Below are 15,913 nucleotides of genomic sequence, written 5' to 3'. Positions count from 1 at the left end.
GACTATGCCTCCTTGTTCGACGCGGATGCTTCGACTACGATCGAAGTATGAAGGAAGGTCCAGACATCGCTCTCATCGGATCGCTGATCGGCGATCCCGCCCGCGCCAACATGCTGACGGCGCTGATGGGGGGTAGTGCGCTGACCGCAACCGAGCTTGCCACCCATGCCGGCATCACGCTGCAGACCGCCAGTTCCCACCTGGCCAAGCTCGAGGCCGGCGGTCTGCTCAGCCAGCGCAAGCAAGGCCGTCACCGATATTTTCAGCTGGCAGAAGACGAAGTCGGGCTGATGCTCGAGAACCTGATGGGCTTTGCCGCCAGCCGCGGCATGAACCGGCACCGCCCCGGGCCGAAGGATCCGGCGCTGAGAAAAGCGCGCGTCTGCTACAATCACCTGGCCGGCGACTATGGCGTGCGCATGTATGACAGCCTGATTGCCGAAAAGCAGATCGAAGTCACCGGCGACGACCTGGCGCTGACGCCCGACGGGCAGAACCGGATCGAGGCGCTCGGCATCGACTATTCAGCACTCAAGAAATCCCGCCGCCCGATCTGCCGCACCTGCCTCGACTGGAGCGAGCGCCGCTCGCATCTGGCCGGTTCGCTTGGCGAAGCGTTGCTGACGCTATTCATCGACAAGGGCTGGGCCAAGCGCGAGGCGAACAGCCGCGCCATCCGCTTCACCGCCAACGGTGAGAAGGCTTTTTCCGAGCTGTTTCCGCAGTAGCTGCTGCCAGCAAAACCATTCTAGCCGACGATGGAAAAGGCCTCGCGGGTTTCGCCCGCGGCGGTCCTGACCGGCGTCTTGCCGATCCAGCCCACATGGCGTTCGAGGATCTTTGCCGCCTCGTCGCCTCGGCCTTCGCGCAAGGCGGCGAGGATCGCGCGGTGATCGTGATCGGTGCGCGCCTCCCAGCTCGTGCGCCAGGCGGAAAACAGGAAGCGGGCGCTCGCTGCATGCAGATCATCGATCGCCGCCAGCAGCCGCGGCATGCTGCAGGGTTCGAGGATCAGCCGATGGAAGGCGCGGTTTGCCGCCTCCCAGGAGCGCACGTCGCGCGAAGTATCGGCGGCGGCCGTGGCCATCTCGGCCCGATCGAGGATCGCCGGCGTCAGATGCGGGATGGCATGGCGAAGCGCCAGAACCTCCAGCACCGCGCGCATTTCGGCGACCTCCCTCACCTCCTTCAGGTCGAAGGAGGCGACGCGAACGCCGCGGCGCGGCTCGCTGACGGCAAGGCCCTGGGCCTCCAGCCGTCGAAAGGCTTCGCGAACGGGAACGTGGCTCGCGCCGAATTCCTCGGCGATATGATCCTGTCGCAAGCGCTCCCCGGGCATCAGCATACCGGAGATGATCCGCTCGGCCAGGGCCTTGCTGATGCGACTTGCGAGCGTGTCGTCCTGCTGCTTTTCCATCGCCTACTGATAGAGCCGCGAAACAATACTGTCGAGCAAGCGCACGGGCGGTTTCGATAATTTCCAATGGTTGAGCTTTGGCCTACCATCGTATAAAAGCTCTGCCGTACGAAAGCCCCGCGCCGCGCGAACATTCCTCCCCCCGCCTGCGGCGCCTCTCCTCCCAGGGAACTGTTCCATATGACCGGTATCGATCTCATCATTTTTGATTGCGACGGCGTTCTCGTCGATTCCGAAATCATCGCATCGGAAGTCGAAGCAGCACTGCTGACAGAAGCGGGTTACCCGATCAGCGTCGAGGAAATGGCGGAGCGTTTTGCCGGCATGACCTGGCACAACACGCTGCTGCAAATCGAGAAGGAAGCAAGCATCCCGCTTTCGGCCCAGCTCATCAGCAAGGTCGACGTCATCCTCGACGAGCGCCTTGCCCGCGACCTCAACATCATCGACGGCGTCAAGCCGATGCTGGCGCAATTGACGCTGCCGCACTGCATCTGCTCCAACTCGACCTCGGCGCGACTTGCCATGATGCTCGGCAAGGTCGGCATCAAGGACCATTTCGGCCGACACATCTATTCCGCGCGCGACCTCGGCGCCGACCGCGTCAAGCCGAAGCCGGATATCTTCCTGCACGGCGCCAAGCAGATGGGCGTCGACCCGTCGCGGGTGCTGGTGATCGAGGACTCCGTGCACGGCATCCACGGTGCACGTGCCGCTGGCATGCGCGTCGTCGGCTTCACCGGCGGTTCGCACACCCACCCCTCGCATGCCGACCAGCTGACCGAAGCGGGTGCGGAAACGGTGATTTCGCGCATGACGGCGTTGCCGGGCGTGATCGCGGCCCTTTCCGCATGGTCGGAGTCGATGACGGCCTGATTGGCCGCAGGCGGTCGCACACCGCCATGCCCCTTTCGCTCCGGCTTTCGGCCGGAGCGGGAAAGAAGCCTTCGGCCAACACGGCAGACGTCCAATTAGACGCCGGGGGACATGATGACACATTGCAGTGGCGTCACGTCCCCTAGAAAATCTTCCCGGTTTTCGAGGAGCCGCGCACGAGGGCCGTACCAAGCAAGCCCCATCGGGGTATTTTTAGGAGGAAACACAATGCGTCTTTCAATGTTGACCGGCCTGACCCTGGCGGCCAGCGTCGCCTTTGGCCCGCTCGCCTTCGCCGACATCACCATTGGCGTGATCACGCCGCTCACCGGCCCGGTCGCGGCCTATGGCGAGCAGGTTAAGAACGGCGCGGAAACGGCTGCAGACGAGATCAACAAGGCTGGCGGCATCAATGGCGAGAAGATCGTGCTGAAGATGCTCGACGACGCCGGCGATCCGAAGCAGGCCGTTTCGGTTGCCAACCAGGCTGCTGGTGAAGGCATCCGCTACGTCGTCGGCCCGGTTCTGTCGGGCACCTCGATGGCGGCTTCGGACATCCTTGCCGAAAACGGCATCCTGATGGTGACACCGACGGCAACCACGCCTGACCTCACCACCCGCGGTCTCTGGAACGTGCTGCGCACCTGCGGCCGCGACGACCAGCAGGCCGAAGTCGCCGCTGCCTATGTGGTCAAGAACCTCAAGGACAAGAAGATTGCCGTCCTCCACGACAAGGCGCCTTACGGCAAGGGCCTTGCTGACGGCTTCAAGAAGGCGATCAATGCCGGCGGCATCACCGAAGTCGTTTATGAAGGCCTGAACCCGGGCGACAAGGACTTCAGCGCGATCGTTACCCGCCTGAAGTCGGAAAACGTCGATGTCGTCTACTTCGGCGGCTACCATCCGGAAGGTGGCCTGCTGGCACGCCAGATGCACGACCAGGGCGTGAAGGCGCAGATCTTCGGCGGCGACGGCCTGTCCAACACCGAGTTCTGGGCAATCGGCGGCGAAGCTGCGACCGGCACGGTCTACACCAATGCCAGCGACGCGACCAGCAACCCCGCCTCGGCTCCGGCTGTCGAAGCGCTGAAGGCGAAGAACATCCCGGCCGAAGCCTTCACGCTCAACGCCTATGCTGCCGTCCAGGTGCTGAAGGCCGGCATCGAGAAGGCAGGCTCCGCCGAAGACGCGACCGCGGTTGCAACTGCGATCAAGTCTGGCGAAGCCATCGACACGGTTCTCGGCAAGCTGACCTACAGCGAAGCCGGCGACCTGACCTCGCAGGCTTTCTCGCTCTACAAGTGGGAAGGCGGCAAGAGCGTTCCGGCTGAATAAGCCGCACACGACGGAAATGAAAACGCCGGGGCAAGCCCCGGCGTTTTTTTTGCGGCATAGGCCGCTGCTTACTTCTTCTTGCCCTTGGCCGGCGGGCCTTCGTCGAAGCCCACATAGACGGTGACATTGGATCCGGCGCCGGCCGGCAGCGTCACGTCGGCCTTGGTGAAGACGAACTGGGCCGAACCGGTTGCGGGGATTTCCACCGCATGCTGCGTCAGTTCCGAATAGAGCGTCTTGTCTTCGTCGGTTGCAGCCACGCGGATCGGCATGGTGACCTTGCCGGGACCACCGGCAGGACCGCTGACGACGCGGCCCTGGACCACGACGGTTATCGTCAACGCGCTCTCGCTCTGCACGCATTGCCGCGTGGTGTCTGCCAGGGAGGCCTGATAGACGAGCTTCGTCGGGTCGTTCTTGGCCCCCTTTGCGTAGCTGGCATGCACATTTGTGCCGTCACGAATGACGACCTGCGGGCATGCGGCCTGAACGACGGCCGGCGTCGGAGCAGCGGCACTGCCGCCTGCGTCGATCGCCCCACCGGATTGCGTCTTATTGCAGCCGGCTAGGACTGCGAGAAAAGATATTGCGAGAACAGGCCGGGAAACTTTGCCAAACACGTTGAACAACCTCTGCTGGACCGGTTGAAACTCCTTGACCGAAATCTCGGCCGGAAGACCTTTCATGGCCTTCGGGCATCGTCTATAGCAGCGACAAACTGAAAAATCGATTGGGTCAGTCCGTCCCTTCCGAATTTTCCGAAGCTAGTTTTGCGACCGGAAATTGGGTCGGTGACAAGAATAGATGCAGACTCTGTCAAGGACTGACGCAATAAGACGAGCGTGTCGCGACGACGTTTCCCAAGGTCGCCGCAATCCTTGAGGTGGGACGAAGGACAACGATGGTGAAGTATATCTCGACGCGCGGCGAAGCCGCTCCTCTCGGCTTCTGCGACGCGCTGCTTGCCGGTCTTGCGCGCGATGGCGGTCTCTATCTCCCCAAGGAATGGCCGAAGTTTTCCAAGAAGGAAATTCGCGGCCTGCGCGGCAAATCCTACCAGGACATTGCCTTTACCGTGCTCGAACCCTTCATCAATGGCGAGATCCCGGCGGCCAAGTTCCGCGAAATGATCGACGAGGCCTATGCCACCTTCCGCCACCCGGCGGTGGCGCCGCTGGTGCAGACCGGACCGAACGCCTTCGTCATGGAGCTCTTCCATGGCTCGACGCTCGCCTTCAAGGACGTGGCGATGCAACTGCTCGCCCGGCTGATGGACTATGTGCTTTCCGAACGCGGCGAGCGCGCCACCATCGTCGGCGCGACTTCGGGCGACACCGGGGGCGCCGCCATCGACGCCTTTGCCGGTCGTGAGCGCACCGACATCTTCATTCTTTTCCCGCACGGCAAAGTCTCGCCGGTGCAGCAGCGGCAGATGACGACCTCGAGCGCATCGAACGTCCATGCGATTGCAGTCAACGGCAACTTCGACGACTGCCAGAACCTCGTCAAAGCGATGTTCAACGACGCCGCCTTCCGCGACCGTGTCAAGCTTTCGGGTGTCAACTCGATCAACTGGGCGCGCATCATGGCCCAGATCGTCTATTACTTCACGACGGCGGTCGCGCTCGGCGGCCCAGACCGCAAGATCTCTTTCACGGTCCCCACCGGTAACTTCGGCGATATCTTCGCCGGCTACGTCGCCAAGCGCATGGGCCTGCCGATCGACAAGCTGATCATCGCCACCAACGAAAACGACATTCTCGCCCGCACGCTGAAGACCGGCCGCTACGAGATGCGCGACGTCAAGGCGACCACCGCACCGTCGATGGACATCCAGATCTCGTCGAACTTCGAACGGCTTCTGTTCGAGGCGAACGATCGCGACCCGGGCGAAATCCGCTCGGCGATGGACGGGCTGAAGCAGTCCGGTTCCTTCACCATCCGCGAAAAGGCGCTGAAGGCGATCCGCAAGGAGTTCCGCGCCGGTCGCGCCTCGGAGAAAGAAGTCGCCAAGACGATCGCAAAGACGCTTGCAGACACGGGCTATCTGCTCGATCCGCATAGCGCCGTCGGTGTCTTCGTCGCCGCCAAACACGAGAAGGCATCCGCTCCCATGGTGACGCTTGCCACCGCCCATCCGGCGAAATTCCCGGACGCGGTAAAATCGGCAAGTGGTATTGACCCGGCGCTTCCGACGTGGCTTGCTGACCTGATGAACAGGGAGGAGCGTTTCGATATCCTGGATCCGGACCTGAAAACCGTCGAAACCTTTATCGGCGAGCGTACCCGTCTCCGGGGGTAAGAACGAGAAGAAACGTATGATGAAAGTTGAGTGCACCCGGCTCCCTTCCGGGTTGACGGTGGTAACCGAGCACATGCCGCATCTCGAAAGTGTGGCGCTCGGCGTGTGGATCAAGTCCGGTTCGCGCAATGAAACTCTCGGCGAACATGGCATTGCCCATCTGCTGGAGCACATGGCTTTCAAGGGCACCGCGCGGCGCACCGCCCGCCAGATTGCCGAAGAGATCGAAAACGTCGGTGGCGAGGTCAATGCTGCGACCTCCACCGAAACGACCTCCTATTATGCCAGGGTTCTCAAGGACCACGTGCCGCTTGCTGTCGATATTCTCGCCGACATTCTGACCGAGTCCAGCTTCGACGAGGAAGAACTGCGCCGCGAGAAGCACGTGATCCTGCAGGAGATCGGCGCTGCCGACGACACACCCGACGATGTCGTCTTCGACCGCTTCGCCGAGACCGCCTATCGCAATCAGACCGTCGGCCGGCCGATCCTCGGCACGCCGGACACGGTCATGTCGTTCTCCGCCGACCAGATCCGGCACTATCTCGGCCGCAACTACACGACCGACCGCATGTTTGTGGTCGCCGCCGGCGCCGTCGAACACGAATCCTTTGTTCGCCAGGTCGAAGAACGCTTCTCGTCATTGCCGCGCACACCGATCGCAACGCCCGTGCTCGAAACTGCCCTCTACACCGGCGGCGAGAGCCGCGAAACCCGCGACCTGATGGACGCGCAGGTGCTGCTCGGCTTTGAAGGCAAGGCCTACCACGCGCGCGACTTCTATTGCTCGCAGATCCTCGCCAACATTCTCGGCGGCGGCATGTCCTCGCGCCTCTTCCAGGAAGTGCGCGAGCACCGTGGCCTCTGTTATTCGGTCTATGCCTTCCACTGGGGTTTCTCCGACACCGGCATCTTCGGCGTGCATGCTGCGACCGGCGGCGAGAACCTGCCGGAGCTGATGCCCGTCATCGTCGATGAACTGCGCAAATCCTCGATGAACATCGAGCAGCAGGAAATCGAGCGCGCCCGTGCCCAGATCCGCGCACAGCTTTTGATGGGTCAGGAAAGCCCGGCGGCCCGTGCCGGCCAGATCGCCCGTCAGATGATGCTCTACGGTCGCCCGATCCCGAATGAAGAACTGATGGAGCGCCTCTCCGGCATCACCATCGAGCGCCTGACCGACCTTGCCGGTCGGCTGTTCTTCGACACCACGCCGACGCTTTCGGCGATCGGCCCGCTGGAACAGCTTGCCCCGATGGGCGACATCCTGTCGTCGCTGACCGGCAAGGCCGCCGTCCCGCACGCCGTCGCAAGCTAAGACGAAGGCTGAACGGCCGGGCTCCATTTCATCAAAACGATGAAGCGATCCCGGCCTCCCAAACATTGCGCAATTTCGCACGGAAGGCGCTTTCAAGCGTCGCCTGGAAACTGCGTTCGGCCAGCCGGCGCGCAACGGATGATGACCGCATGTCCGAATGGTGAAGTCTTTGCGACTTTTCGCAAAATCGGATTCGATTTGCGCGCAAAGTTGTGCAACGTTTCGATTTGTGACGGCGCAAAGACGTGCCGTCGGGCGGATGGTACAAGGTCCTCGCGCGTAAACGGAACGGCCTCGGAGGCAGCTATGACACGATCGGTTTTTCGGTTCCTGTCGCGGCAGCCGGAGACGGTCGAAATCGCCGACCAGAATTACCTGCTCCGCCTCCCCCGCTATTCCGATTATCGCCAGTGGTATCAGCTCAGAAGCGACAGCCGCGCCTTCCTGGAGCCGTGGGAGCCGACCTGGCGCACCGACGAAATGACCGAGGGCGCCTTCCGCGGCCGGGTCGTCCGCAACGAGCAGGAATATGCCTCCGGCCAGGCGGTGCCGCTCTTCCTTTTCCACAAGCCAGGCGAGGTCCTGCTCGGCGGACTGACGATCGGCCACATTCGCCGCGGCGCCGGGCAAAACTGCATGATCGGCTACTGGATGGGCGCGCGCCACGCGGGCAAAGGCCACATGTTTGCGGCCCTCAGGCTCGCGATCCCCTACATCTTTTCGACCCTTGAGTTGCACCGTATTGAAGCAGCCTGTATTCCGGACAACTCAAGAAGCATCCGGCTCCTTGAAAAGGCCGGTTTTGAGCGTGAAGGCTATTTAAGACAGTACTTGAGAATCAACGGCCAGTGGCGAGACCATCTGCTCTTTTCTCTCCTGTCCGACGATGCCCTACCGAACAGGAATATGCCCCTTTGATGCCTCTAGCCCGCTCGCCCTTCGCCTGGTCAGCCTCCAAGCTGGCAGCGTTTCTGATAACGCTCACGACGATTTTCTGTGCGCTCGGCGGCGCGGCCCAGGCTTTGGAGCCGGTCAAGATTTCGCGCGAAGACACGGCGCTCGACCTGACGGCAACGACCGAAATCTACAGCGGCCGCAACGAAGCCTTTCAGGTTTCGACAGCACCCGGAACCGACGGCATCGTGCGCCGCATCGAAGTGCGCTCCAACAGTGCGGACCATCAGGGCGACTGGGCTGTGTTCGCGCTCGCCAACGTTTCGGCCGAACCGCTCGACCGCGTGATCGTCGCACCGCATTTCCGACTGGTGAATTCCAAGCTCTTCTGGCCGGACCTCGGCTCCAAGCGCATTCTTTCGATCACGCCGAGCGAAGGCTCCGCGCTCAGCCGCGAACCGAGCGACGAGGCGGACGTTTTCCGCATCACGCTGGCGCCGGGCGTCATCATCACCTTCGTCGCCGAGCTGGCAACACCGGAACTGCCGCAGATCTATCTCTGGGAGCCGGACTCCTACAAGGACACGGTCAACGCCTTCACGCTCTATCGCGGCATCGTGCTCGGCATTGCCGGCCTGCTTGCGGTGTTCCTGACCATCCTCTTCGTCGTCAAGGGAACCTCGATGCTGCCGGCAACGGCCGCCCTTGCCTGGGCCGTTCTCGCCTATATCTGCGTCGACTTCGGCTTCCTGTCGAAGCTCATCAGCGTGACGGCGGGGGACGAGCGAATATGGCGCGCGGGCACAGAGGTCTTCCTTGCGGCCGGCCTCGTGATCTTCCTGTTCACCTACCTCAATCTCAACCGCTGGCACCAGCATCTCGGCTATGCGACACTCGCCTGGATCCTCGGCCTCGGCCTGCTGTTCGGCGTCGCCGTCTACGACCCGGCGATCGCATCCGGCATCGCCCGCCTCTCCTTCGCGCTGACCGGCACGGTCGGCATCGTCCTGATCGCCTATCTCGGCTTCAACCGCTACGACCGCGCGATCCTTCTCGTTCCCGCCTGGCTGCTGATCCTCGTCTGGCTCTTCGGCGCCTGGCTGACGGTCACCGGCCAGCTCGCCAACGACATCGTGCAGCCGGCGCTCGGCGGTGGTCTCGTGCTGATCGTACTGTTGATCGGCTTTACCGTCATGCAGCACGCGGTCGCCGGCAGCGGCTACCAGCAGGGCCTGTTCTCCGATCTCGAGCGCCAGTCGCTGGCGCTCACCGGCTCCGGCGACACCGTCTGGGACTGGGACGTCGCCCGCGACCGGGTGGTGACGATGCCCGATATCTCGACGCAGCTCGGCCTGTCGCTCGGCAGCATGCACGGCCCCTTGCGCAACTGGCTTCCGCGGCTTCACCCTGACGATCGCGACCGCTTCCGCGCCACGCTCGACGTGTTGCTGGAACGCCGCCGCGGCAAGCTGAACCATGAATTCCGCGTACGCGCCGAGGACGGCCACTATCACTGGCTCTCGATCCGTGCCCGGCCGGTGCTTGGTGCCAACGGCGAAATCATCCGCTGCGTCGGCACGATCATCGACATTACCGAACAGCGCAACTCGGTCGAACGGCTGCTGCACAACGCCCTGCTCGACAATCTGACCGGGCTTCCGAACCGTCAGGTCTTCCTCGACCGGCTGCAGGCCATGCTCTTGATGGCCGACGGCAGCAACTCGGTCCGCCCGACGGTGCTTGCGATCGACATCGACCGCTACAAGCAGGTCAACGATCTCTTGGGCATTGCCGCCGGCGATAACATCCTCATCGCGCTGACGCGGCGCCTGCGCCGGTTGCTGCGCCCGCAGGATACGCTGGCCCGCCTCGGTGGCGACCAGTTCGGCCTGATCCTGATGTCCGAGCGCGATCCGGCCAAAGTCGCCGATTTCGCCGATGCGGTGAGCAAGGCGATCATGGTGCCCCTCAACTACGGCAACCGCGAAATCAACCTGACGGCATCGATCGGGCTCGTCTCCTGGCTCGACCAGGAACAGAGTGCGACCGGGCTTCTCGACGACGCAGAGCTCGCGATGTTCCGGGCCAAGAAGGAAGGCGGCAACCGCGTCGAGCCTTTCCGCCCGGCCTTCCGCACCTCCGGCTCGGACCGCATGCAGCTTGAAGCCGATCTCAAGAAGGCAATCGAGCGCAAGGAACTTTCTCTCGTCTACCAGCCGATCGTGCGATTGAACGATGCCGAGATCGCCGGCTTCGAGGCCCTGATGCGCTGGGATCACCCCAAGCGTGGCAACATCTCGCCGACCGAGTTCATCCCGATCGCCGAGAATTCCGACCTCATCAACCAGCTCGGCATGTTCGCCTTCGACCGGGCGACCAGTGACCTGACGGAATGGCAGCTGCAGACCGGCGACCTGCCGATCTTCGTCTCGATCAACCTTTCGAGCGCGCAGCTTCTCAACAACGAGCTCTATGACGACGTTCGTGCCATTCTCACCAAGAACCGCTGCGACCCGGGCAAGGTGAAGATGGAGCTGACGGAATCGCTGGTAATGGAAAATCCGGAGCAGGCCCGTCTCGTTCTCGAAAAGCTGAAGGAAGCCGGTCTCAAGCTGGCACTCGACGACTTCGGCACAGGCCACTCATCGCTCTCCTACCTCACCCGCTTCCCCTTCGACACGATCAAGATCGACAAGGCGCTGGTGCGCGACCCAAGCGACAAGCGCGGCATCCTCTTGCGCTCCGTCATCACGATGGCGCGCGAGCTCGACATGCAGGTGGTGGCCGAGGGCATCGAATCCGAGGACGACGCAATCCAGCTGTCGCAGATGGGCTGCGACTATGGGCAGAGCTTCCTCTTCGGTCCGCCGATCGGTTCGGAATCGATCCAGCGCCTGCTGAAGGAACGCTTTCCACTGATGAAGCGGGCGTAATCGCCAAGGCGACGCCGCTCAGCGCGCAGACCAACGTCTCCAGGCCCGTCGGTTACAATCCGACGGGCTTTTCATTTCTGCATCAAGGATCTGGGAAAGGTCGGTCAGCCGCCAATCAGGCGTGGCCGGCATCCATGGAGAGCATCGCGGCCGAGACACCCATCAGCGCCAGCGCCCGATCGTATTTGTCGTCAAGCGCCTTGTCGAAGATCAGTTCATCGCGCGCCGGGCATGTGAGCCAGCCATTCTGGGTGATTTCCGATTCGAGCTGGCCCGGTCCCCACCCGGCGTAGCCGAGCATCATTGTCGCGCGCACAGGCCCCTCCCCGCGCGAAATGGCGCGGACGATGTCGAGCGTCGCCGTCAGGCAGATATCGTCGCTGACGGGAATGCTGGAATCGCTCAGATAATCGTCGGAATGCAGCACGAAGCCGCGCCCGGTCTCGACCGGACCGCCCGCCTGAATCTGGAAATCCCGTGTTACCTGCGGGAGTCGGATCGCCTCGTCCTCATCGAGAAGATCGAGGTGAAGCAGCACGTCGGGGAAGGTCAGTTGCTGCGGCCGGTTGAGAATGAAGCCCATGGCGCCATCGTCCGAATGGGCGCAGATGAAGATGACCGTGCGAGCGAAATTGGCGTCAAACATCCCGGGCATGGCGATCAGGAACTGACCGTCAAGAAAGCCTCGCTCGCGTCTCTTTTGCGCCATCGGAGTAGCCATCATGCGAACAGCCTATCAATTCGCCGCGAAATGAAAAGCGCCTCAGCGTCGCGGCCCATAATTATTGCACGCACGGCGTTCACTTCGCCGTGTCCGATCAAGCAATTATGATCGTTGCGTCCGTCGCAGCGTCTGGAGCGGTTTTGGCAAAAGCGATATTGCTTGCCATATGATCCAGTGCTTCACCCACCAGAAAATGGCCCAGTTCATCGGCGCGGCAAGCCTTGCCGGCTGTTTTTTTCTCCCCTTCGGCGCCAACGCGGCCACCAGCGAGTGGGTCACCTCCCCCGGCGGCATGATCCGTCTGGTCGCCGCCCAGCCCAAAGAGGATGGCACGATCCCGGCGACGCTGGAGGTCAAGCTCAACCCTGGCTGGAAGACCTATTGGCGCGAGCCGGGTGCAAGCGGCATTCCCCCGCAGGTGACGCTCGACCCGGCAGGCGACGTGGAGCTGGAAAAGATCGGCTTCCCGGTGCCCAAGACGTTCGACGACGGTGTCGTGCGCTACATCGGCTATGACAGGCCGGTCGCCTTTCCGCTGACCTTGAAGCGCGTCCACGGCAGCGGCGACGTTACCATTCGCGCCTCCGTGTTCCTCGGCATCTGCGAGGACATCTGCATACCGGTTCAGGGCGAGCTAACGCTCGCCATCAAGCAAGGCGGCTTCGACAATCCGCTCGACGGCGCGCGGATCGACGATGCCGTTGCCGCGTTGCCGGAGGCGCCGTCGGCTGATTTCTCGGTGACGGCGAGCCGCTACGATGCCGACAAGGCGCTGATGCATCTGTCGGTTCGCCTGCCCGCCGACGACAAGGATCCGGAACTCTTTCTCGCCGGACCTTCAGGCATTTCGTTCGGCAAGCCCGAGATCCAGCCTGCAGGCGACAGGGCGTTAAACGCAGCCGTTCCGGTGAGGCTCACGGGCAAGGACAGGGAACTCAAAGGCAAGCCGATCGTTTTGACTGTGCGCGCCCAGGGCCGCAGCATGGAGACGACCCTTGCCTTTGATTAGGGCGCATCTATAGTCCGCCGAGTTCTCCGACGAGTGCGGAGAAGCGAGACGCAAGCAACGCAAGGAGAGTGCCGTGACCATTGCCGTCGGAGACAAGCTGCCAGCCGCAACCTTCAAGGAAAAGACCGCCGACGGTCCCGTCGAGGTCACCACCGATCAGCTCTTTGCCGGCAAGCGCGTCGTGCTCTTTGCCGTTCCCGGCGCGTTCACGCCCACCTGCTCGCTCAACCACCTGCCCGGCTATCTCGAAAACCGCGACGCGATCCTTGCCCGCGGTGTCAACGACATCGCCGTGGTCTCGGTCAACGACCTGCATGTGATGGGTGCCTGGGCGACCACGTCGGGCGGCATGGGCAAGATTCACTTCCTCTCGGACTGGAACGCCGCCTTCACCAAGGCGCTCGGTATGGACATCGACCTGTCGGCCGGCACGCTCGGTGTGCGCTCCAAGCGCTATTCGATGCTCGTCGAGGACGGCGTGGTGAAGTCGCTCAATCTCGAAGAAAGCCCTGGCCAGGCGACCGTTTCGGGCGCCGCCGCCATGCTCGAGCAGCTCTGAGCGCAGAAGCGAGTGCAAATGAAAAACGGGCCTCAGCGGCCCGTTTTTTTCATTTCACGAGAAGTGAGTCCGAACGACGCCCCTTCTTGTAGGGTTCCATGCCCTTGCGGGCGAGCTCGTCGGCGCGTTCGTTTTCCGGATGACCGGCATGGCCCTTGACCCAGTGCCATGTCACCTTGTGGCGGCGATTGGCTTCGTCCAGCCGCTGCCAGAGCTCGCCGTTTTTCACCGGCTTCTTGTCCGCAGTCTTCCAGCCGTTCTTCTTCCAGCCGTGGATCCACTTGGAGATACCGTCCATCACATATTTGCTGTCGGTGTAGAGATCGACCTCGCAGGCGCTTTTCAGGGCGTCGAGCGCCGAGATTGCCGCCAGCAGCTCCATGCGGTTGTTGGTGGTCTCGGCCTCGCCGCCGGACAGCTCCTTTTCCACCTCGCCATAGCGCAGCACAGCGCCCCAGCCGCCCGGCCCCGGATTGCCCGAGCAAGCACCGTCGGTGAAGATATCGACATGTTTCATGCCTGACCCCCGTCCCGGCGCAGGCCATATTCGGCGCTGGACGTAATCGCCCGGTGGAAGCGGATCTTCGTCAGATATTCGAGCGGATCCTTCTTGACCACCAACGCGCCCGCGGGCGTCATCAGCCAGTCGTAGAGGCGCGTCAGGAAGAAGCGCAGCGCCGAGCCGCGGCAAAGCAGCGGCAGGGCGTCGACCTCGGCGGGCGTCAGCTTGCGCACGCTCTCGTAGCCCGAAAGCATCGCCATGCCCTTGGTGATGTTGTAGGAGCCGTTCTTCTCGAAGCACCAGGAATTGAGGCAGACGGCGACGTCATAGGCGAGATAGTCGTTGCAGGCGAAGTAGAAGTCGATCAGCCCGGAGAGCTGGTCGCCGAGGAAGAAGACGTTGTCCGGAAAGAGATCGGCGTGGATGACGCCTTCCGGCAGCGATTTCGGCCAATGGCGCTCCAGATGTTCGAGCTCCGCCGATATCTCGTCCTTGAGACCTGCCTGAACCTCATCGGCGCGCGCTTCGGAATTGACCCAGAGCGGCCGCCAGCCGCCGACGGAGAGCGCATTGGTGCGCTTCAGCGCAAAGCCTTCGCCGGCGACGTGCATGGCCGCCAGCGCCTTGCCCACTTCGTGGCAGTGCTTGGCTTCGGGCTTTCTCAGCCACATGCCCTCAAGGAAGGAGATGACGGCGGCAGGGCGGCCGGAGAGCTCACCGAGTAGCTCGCCATCGGCGCGCGGCAGCGGCAGCGGGCAGGACAGCCCACGCTCGGCCAGATGATGCATGAGGCCCAGGAAGAACGGCAGGTCGCCGGCATTCACGCGCTTTTCGTAGAGCGTGAGGATGTAGGAGCCTTTGGTCGTGTGCAGCAGGAAATTGGAGTTCTCGACACCCTCGGCGATCCCCTTGTAGGAGGTCAGCTGGCCGACGTCGTAAGCGGTGAGAAAACGGGCGAGATCGTCTTCCGTAATATCGGTGTAAACGGCCAAGGGTGTCCACTCTCAAGAAAATGCGGGCAGGGAATGCGGCTTATTCGCCGTTGACGAAGGCCATGTCGGCAGCCGTCAGCGGCACGTGGCGGATCTCGCGGTTGACGAGGAAGTTCTCGTTTTCCTCGACCGTATCGGCAAGTTCCACCGAAGCGTCGTAGCGTTCGCGAAACGCCTCGATGATCTCGTTGACGATTACTTCCGGCGCAGACGCGCCGGCCGACAGGCCGACCGTAGAGATATCGCCGATTGCGTCCCAGTCGATTTCCGACGCCCGCTGGACCAGCACGGATTTTTTCGCGCCGGCCCGAAGGGCCACCTCGACAAGCCGCTTGGAATTGGACGAGTTGGGCGCGCCGACGACCAGGAACAGGTCGCAGCCGGGTGCTGCCTGCTTCACCGCCTCCTGGCGATTGGTGGTGGCGTAGCAAATCGAATCGGCGGCGGGCGCCGTCAGGTTCGGGAAGCGCTCGTGCAGCCGCTTGATGACGCCGGCGGTGTCGTCGACCGACAGTGTCGTCTGGGTGACGAAACCAAGATTGTCCGGGTCCGGCGGCTGATAGACGTCGGCGTCCTCGACGGTCTCGACCAGCGATACCGTGCCTTCAGGCAATTGGCCCATAGTGCCGATCACTTCCGGATGGCCGGCATGGCCGATCAGGACGACATGGCGGCCGAGGCGGTTGTGGCGCATCGCCTGCTTGTGGACTTTCGAGACCAGCGGACAGGTGGCGTCGAGATAGAAAAGGTTGCGGGCATCCGCGTCGGCGGGCACCGATTTCGGCACGCCATGCGCCGAAAAGACGACCGGTTGCTTGCGGTGCTCCGGCGGGATCTCGTCGAGCTCTTCAACGAAGATTGCGCCCTTGGCTTCGAGGCCTTCGACGACGTAGCGATTGTGGACGATCTCATGGCGGACATAGACCGGTGCGCCGAATTCCTTCAGCGCCAGGACGACGATCTGGATCGCGCGGTCGACGCCGGCGCAAAAGCCGCGCGGGCCGCAAAGGCGGATGGTGATCGGGGATTTTTCTGCCGCTGATGATGCCATG

At 62.7% G+C, this 15,913-nt stretch carries 15 protein-coding genes; 9 read left to right on the top strand and 6 right to left on the bottom strand.

Going from position 1 to position 15,913, the window contains the following annotated elements:
- The first annotated feature begins 47 nt into the window (after window positions 1–47).
- Window positions 48–728, top strand: a complete 681-nt coding sequence (locus IB277_RS01935; RefSeq protein WP_090294762.1) for a helix-turn-helix transcriptional regulator — start codon at window positions 48–50, stop codon at window positions 726–728.
- A 20-nt stretch (window positions 729–748) separates the two neighbouring features.
- Here the strand turns inward: IB277_RS01935 and IB277_RS01930 are convergent, their stop codons facing one another.
- Entirely contained in the window at window positions 749–1,417 is a 669-nt protein-coding gene (locus IB277_RS01930) for a GntR family transcriptional regulator (protein WP_060603882.1), read from the bottom strand.
- 180 nt (window positions 1,418–1,597) lie between these two features.
- Here IB277_RS01930 and IB277_RS01925 point away from each other — a divergent pair, with 180 nt between their 5' ends.
- Both IB277_RS01925 and IB277_RS01920 read left to right on the top strand, forming a co-directional pair.
- Window positions 1,598–2,293 carry an HAD family hydrolase gene (locus IB277_RS01925; RefSeq protein WP_034801280.1) on the top strand — a complete coding sequence of 232 codons (696 nt, stop codon included), beginning with the start codon at window positions 1,598–1,600 and terminating at the stop codon, window positions 2,291–2,293.
- A 228-nt stretch (window positions 2,294–2,521) separates the two neighbouring features.
- Complete coding sequence (locus IB277_RS01920) at window positions 2,522–3,628, top strand: ABC transporter substrate-binding protein (protein ID WP_034801278.1); 1,107 nt, start codon at window positions 2,522–2,524, stop codon at window positions 3,626–3,628.
- A gap of 68 nt (window positions 3,629–3,696) precedes the next feature.
- Here IB277_RS01920 and IB277_RS01915 read toward each other — a convergent pair whose 3' ends face one another.
- Window positions 3,697–4,248 (bottom strand): hypothetical protein, encoded by a 552-nt coding sequence (locus IB277_RS01915; protein WP_034801474.1) that lies wholly within the window; start codon window positions 4,246–4,248, stop codon window positions 3,697–3,699.
- Window positions 4,249–4,529: 281 nt separating this feature from the next.
- On the opposite strand from IB277_RS01915, the gene thrC reads away from it, so the two are divergent.
- The 4 genes from thrC to IB277_RS01895 all read left to right on the top strand — a co-directional run bounded on the left by thrC (window position 4,530) and on the right by IB277_RS01895 (window position 11,075).
- Window positions 4,530–5,930 carry a threonine synthase gene (thrC, locus tag IB277_RS01910; protein ID WP_060584171.1) on the top strand — a complete coding sequence of 467 codons (1,401 nt, stop codon included), beginning with the start codon at window positions 4,530–4,532 and terminating at the stop codon, window positions 5,928–5,930.
- 16 nt (window positions 5,931–5,946) lie between these two features.
- Complete coding sequence (locus IB277_RS01905) at window positions 5,947–7,248, top strand: pitrilysin family protein (RefSeq protein ID WP_034801274.1); 1,302 nt, start codon at window positions 5,947–5,949, stop codon at window positions 7,246–7,248.
- Between the two features lie 306 nt (window positions 7,249–7,554).
- Window positions 7,555–8,166 carry a GNAT family N-acetyltransferase gene (locus IB277_RS01900; RefSeq protein ID WP_090294764.1) on the top strand — a complete coding sequence of 204 codons (612 nt, stop codon included), beginning with the start codon at window positions 7,555–7,557 and terminating at the stop codon, window positions 8,164–8,166.
- On the top strand, window positions 8,166–11,075 hold the full coding sequence (locus IB277_RS01895) for an EAL domain-containing protein (RefSeq protein WP_034801269.1): 2,910 nt from the start codon (window positions 8,166–8,168) through the stop codon (window positions 11,073–11,075). The genes IB277_RS01900 and IB277_RS01895 overlap by 1 nt, the downstream gene beginning before the upstream one ends.
- Window positions 11,076–11,190: 115 nt before the next feature.
- Here IB277_RS01895 and IB277_RS01890 read toward each other — a convergent pair whose 3' ends face one another.
- Window positions 11,191–11,796, bottom strand: coding sequence for a YqgE/AlgH family protein (locus IB277_RS01890; protein WP_034801471.1), 606 nt, complete (start codon window positions 11,794–11,796; stop codon window positions 11,191–11,193).
- 169 nt (window positions 11,797–11,965) lie between these two features.
- Here IB277_RS01890 and IB277_RS01885 point away from each other — a divergent pair, with 169 nt between their 5' ends.
- Both IB277_RS01885 and IB277_RS01880 read left to right on the top strand, forming a co-directional pair.
- On the top strand, window positions 11,966–12,808 hold the full coding sequence (locus IB277_RS01885) for a protein-disulfide reductase DsbD domain-containing protein (protein WP_090294765.1): 843 nt from the start codon (window positions 11,966–11,968) through the stop codon (window positions 12,806–12,808).
- A 73-nt stretch (window positions 12,809–12,881) separates the two neighbouring features.
- On the top strand, window positions 12,882–13,367 hold the full coding sequence (locus IB277_RS01880; protein ID WP_090294767.1) for a peroxiredoxin: 486 nt from the start codon (window positions 12,882–12,884) through the stop codon (window positions 13,365–13,367).
- Window positions 13,368–13,416: 49 nt separating this feature from the next.
- Here IB277_RS01880 and rnhA read toward each other — a convergent pair whose 3' ends face one another.
- From rnhA to ispH, 3 genes are read right to left on the bottom strand one after another with little or no spacing between them, the layout of a single operon-like run.
- Window positions 13,417–13,884, bottom strand: coding sequence for a ribonuclease HI (rnhA, locus tag IB277_RS01875; protein ID WP_034801253.1), 468 nt, complete (start codon window positions 13,882–13,884; stop codon window positions 13,417–13,419).
- Window positions 13,881–14,861 (bottom strand): homoserine kinase, encoded by a 981-nt coding sequence (locus tag IB277_RS01870; protein WP_034801252.1) that lies wholly within the window; start codon window positions 14,859–14,861, stop codon window positions 13,881–13,883. The genes rnhA and IB277_RS01870 overlap by 4 nt, the downstream gene beginning before the upstream one ends.
- Window positions 14,862–14,901: 40 nt before the next feature.
- Window positions 14,902–15,912: a 4-hydroxy-3-methylbut-2-enyl diphosphate reductase gene (gene ispH / locus IB277_RS01865; protein ID WP_090294769.1), complete on the bottom strand. Its 1,011-nt coding sequence runs from the start codon at window positions 15,910–15,912 to the stop codon at window positions 14,902–14,904.
- Between the last annotated feature and the right edge of the window lies 1 nt (window position 15,913).

This window comes from Ensifer sp. ENS07, assembly GCF_014852185.1.
Lineage (GTDB): Bacteria > Pseudomonadota > Alphaproteobacteria > Rhizobiales > Rhizobiaceae > Ensifer > Ensifer adhaerens.
This window is presented reverse-complemented; position numbering and strand designations above follow the sequence as displayed.

Excerpts from the sequence above, each read along its gene's own strand:
- IB277_RS01935 (WP_090294762.1), top strand. The coding sequence starts at position 48 with ATGAAGGAAGGTCCAGACATCGCTCTCATCGGATCGCTGATCGGCGAT.
- IB277_RS01930 (WP_060603882.1), bottom strand. The coding sequence starts at position 1,417 with ATGGAAAAGCAGCAGGACGACACGCTCGCAAGTCGCATCAGCAAGGCC.
- IB277_RS01925 (WP_034801280.1), top strand. The coding sequence starts at position 1,598 with ATGACCGGTATCGATCTCATCATTTTTGATTGCGACGGCGTTCTCGTC.
- IB277_RS01920 (WP_034801278.1), top strand. The coding sequence starts at position 2,522 with ATGCGTCTTTCAATGTTGACCGGCCTGACCCTGGCGGCCAGCGTCGCC.
- thrC (WP_060584171.1), top strand. The coding sequence starts at position 4,530 with ATGGTGAAGTATATCTCGACGCGCGGCGAAGCCGCTCCTCTCGGCTTC.
- IB277_RS01905 (WP_034801274.1), top strand. The coding sequence starts at position 5,947 with ATGATGAAAGTTGAGTGCACCCGGCTCCCTTCCGGGTTGACGGTGGTA.
- IB277_RS01900 (WP_090294764.1), top strand. The coding sequence starts at position 7,555 with ATGACACGATCGGTTTTTCGGTTCCTGTCGCGGCAGCCGGAGACGGTC.
- IB277_RS01895 (WP_034801269.1), top strand. The coding sequence starts at position 8,166 with ATGCCTCTAGCCCGCTCGCCCTTCGCCTGGTCAGCCTCCAAGCTGGCA.
- IB277_RS01890 (WP_034801471.1), bottom strand. The coding sequence starts at position 11,796 with ATGGCTACTCCGATGGCGCAAAAGAGACGCGAGCGAGGCTTTCTTGAC.
- IB277_RS01885 (WP_090294765.1), top strand. The coding sequence starts at position 11,966 with ATGATCCAGTGCTTCACCCACCAGAAAATGGCCCAGTTCATCGGCGCG.
- rnhA (WP_034801253.1), bottom strand. The coding sequence starts at position 13,884 with ATGAAACATGTCGATATCTTCACCGACGGTGCTTGCTCGGGCAATCCG.
- ispH (WP_090294769.1), bottom strand. The coding sequence starts at position 15,912 with ATGGCATCATCAGCGGCAGAAAAATCCCCGATCACCATCCGCCTTTGC.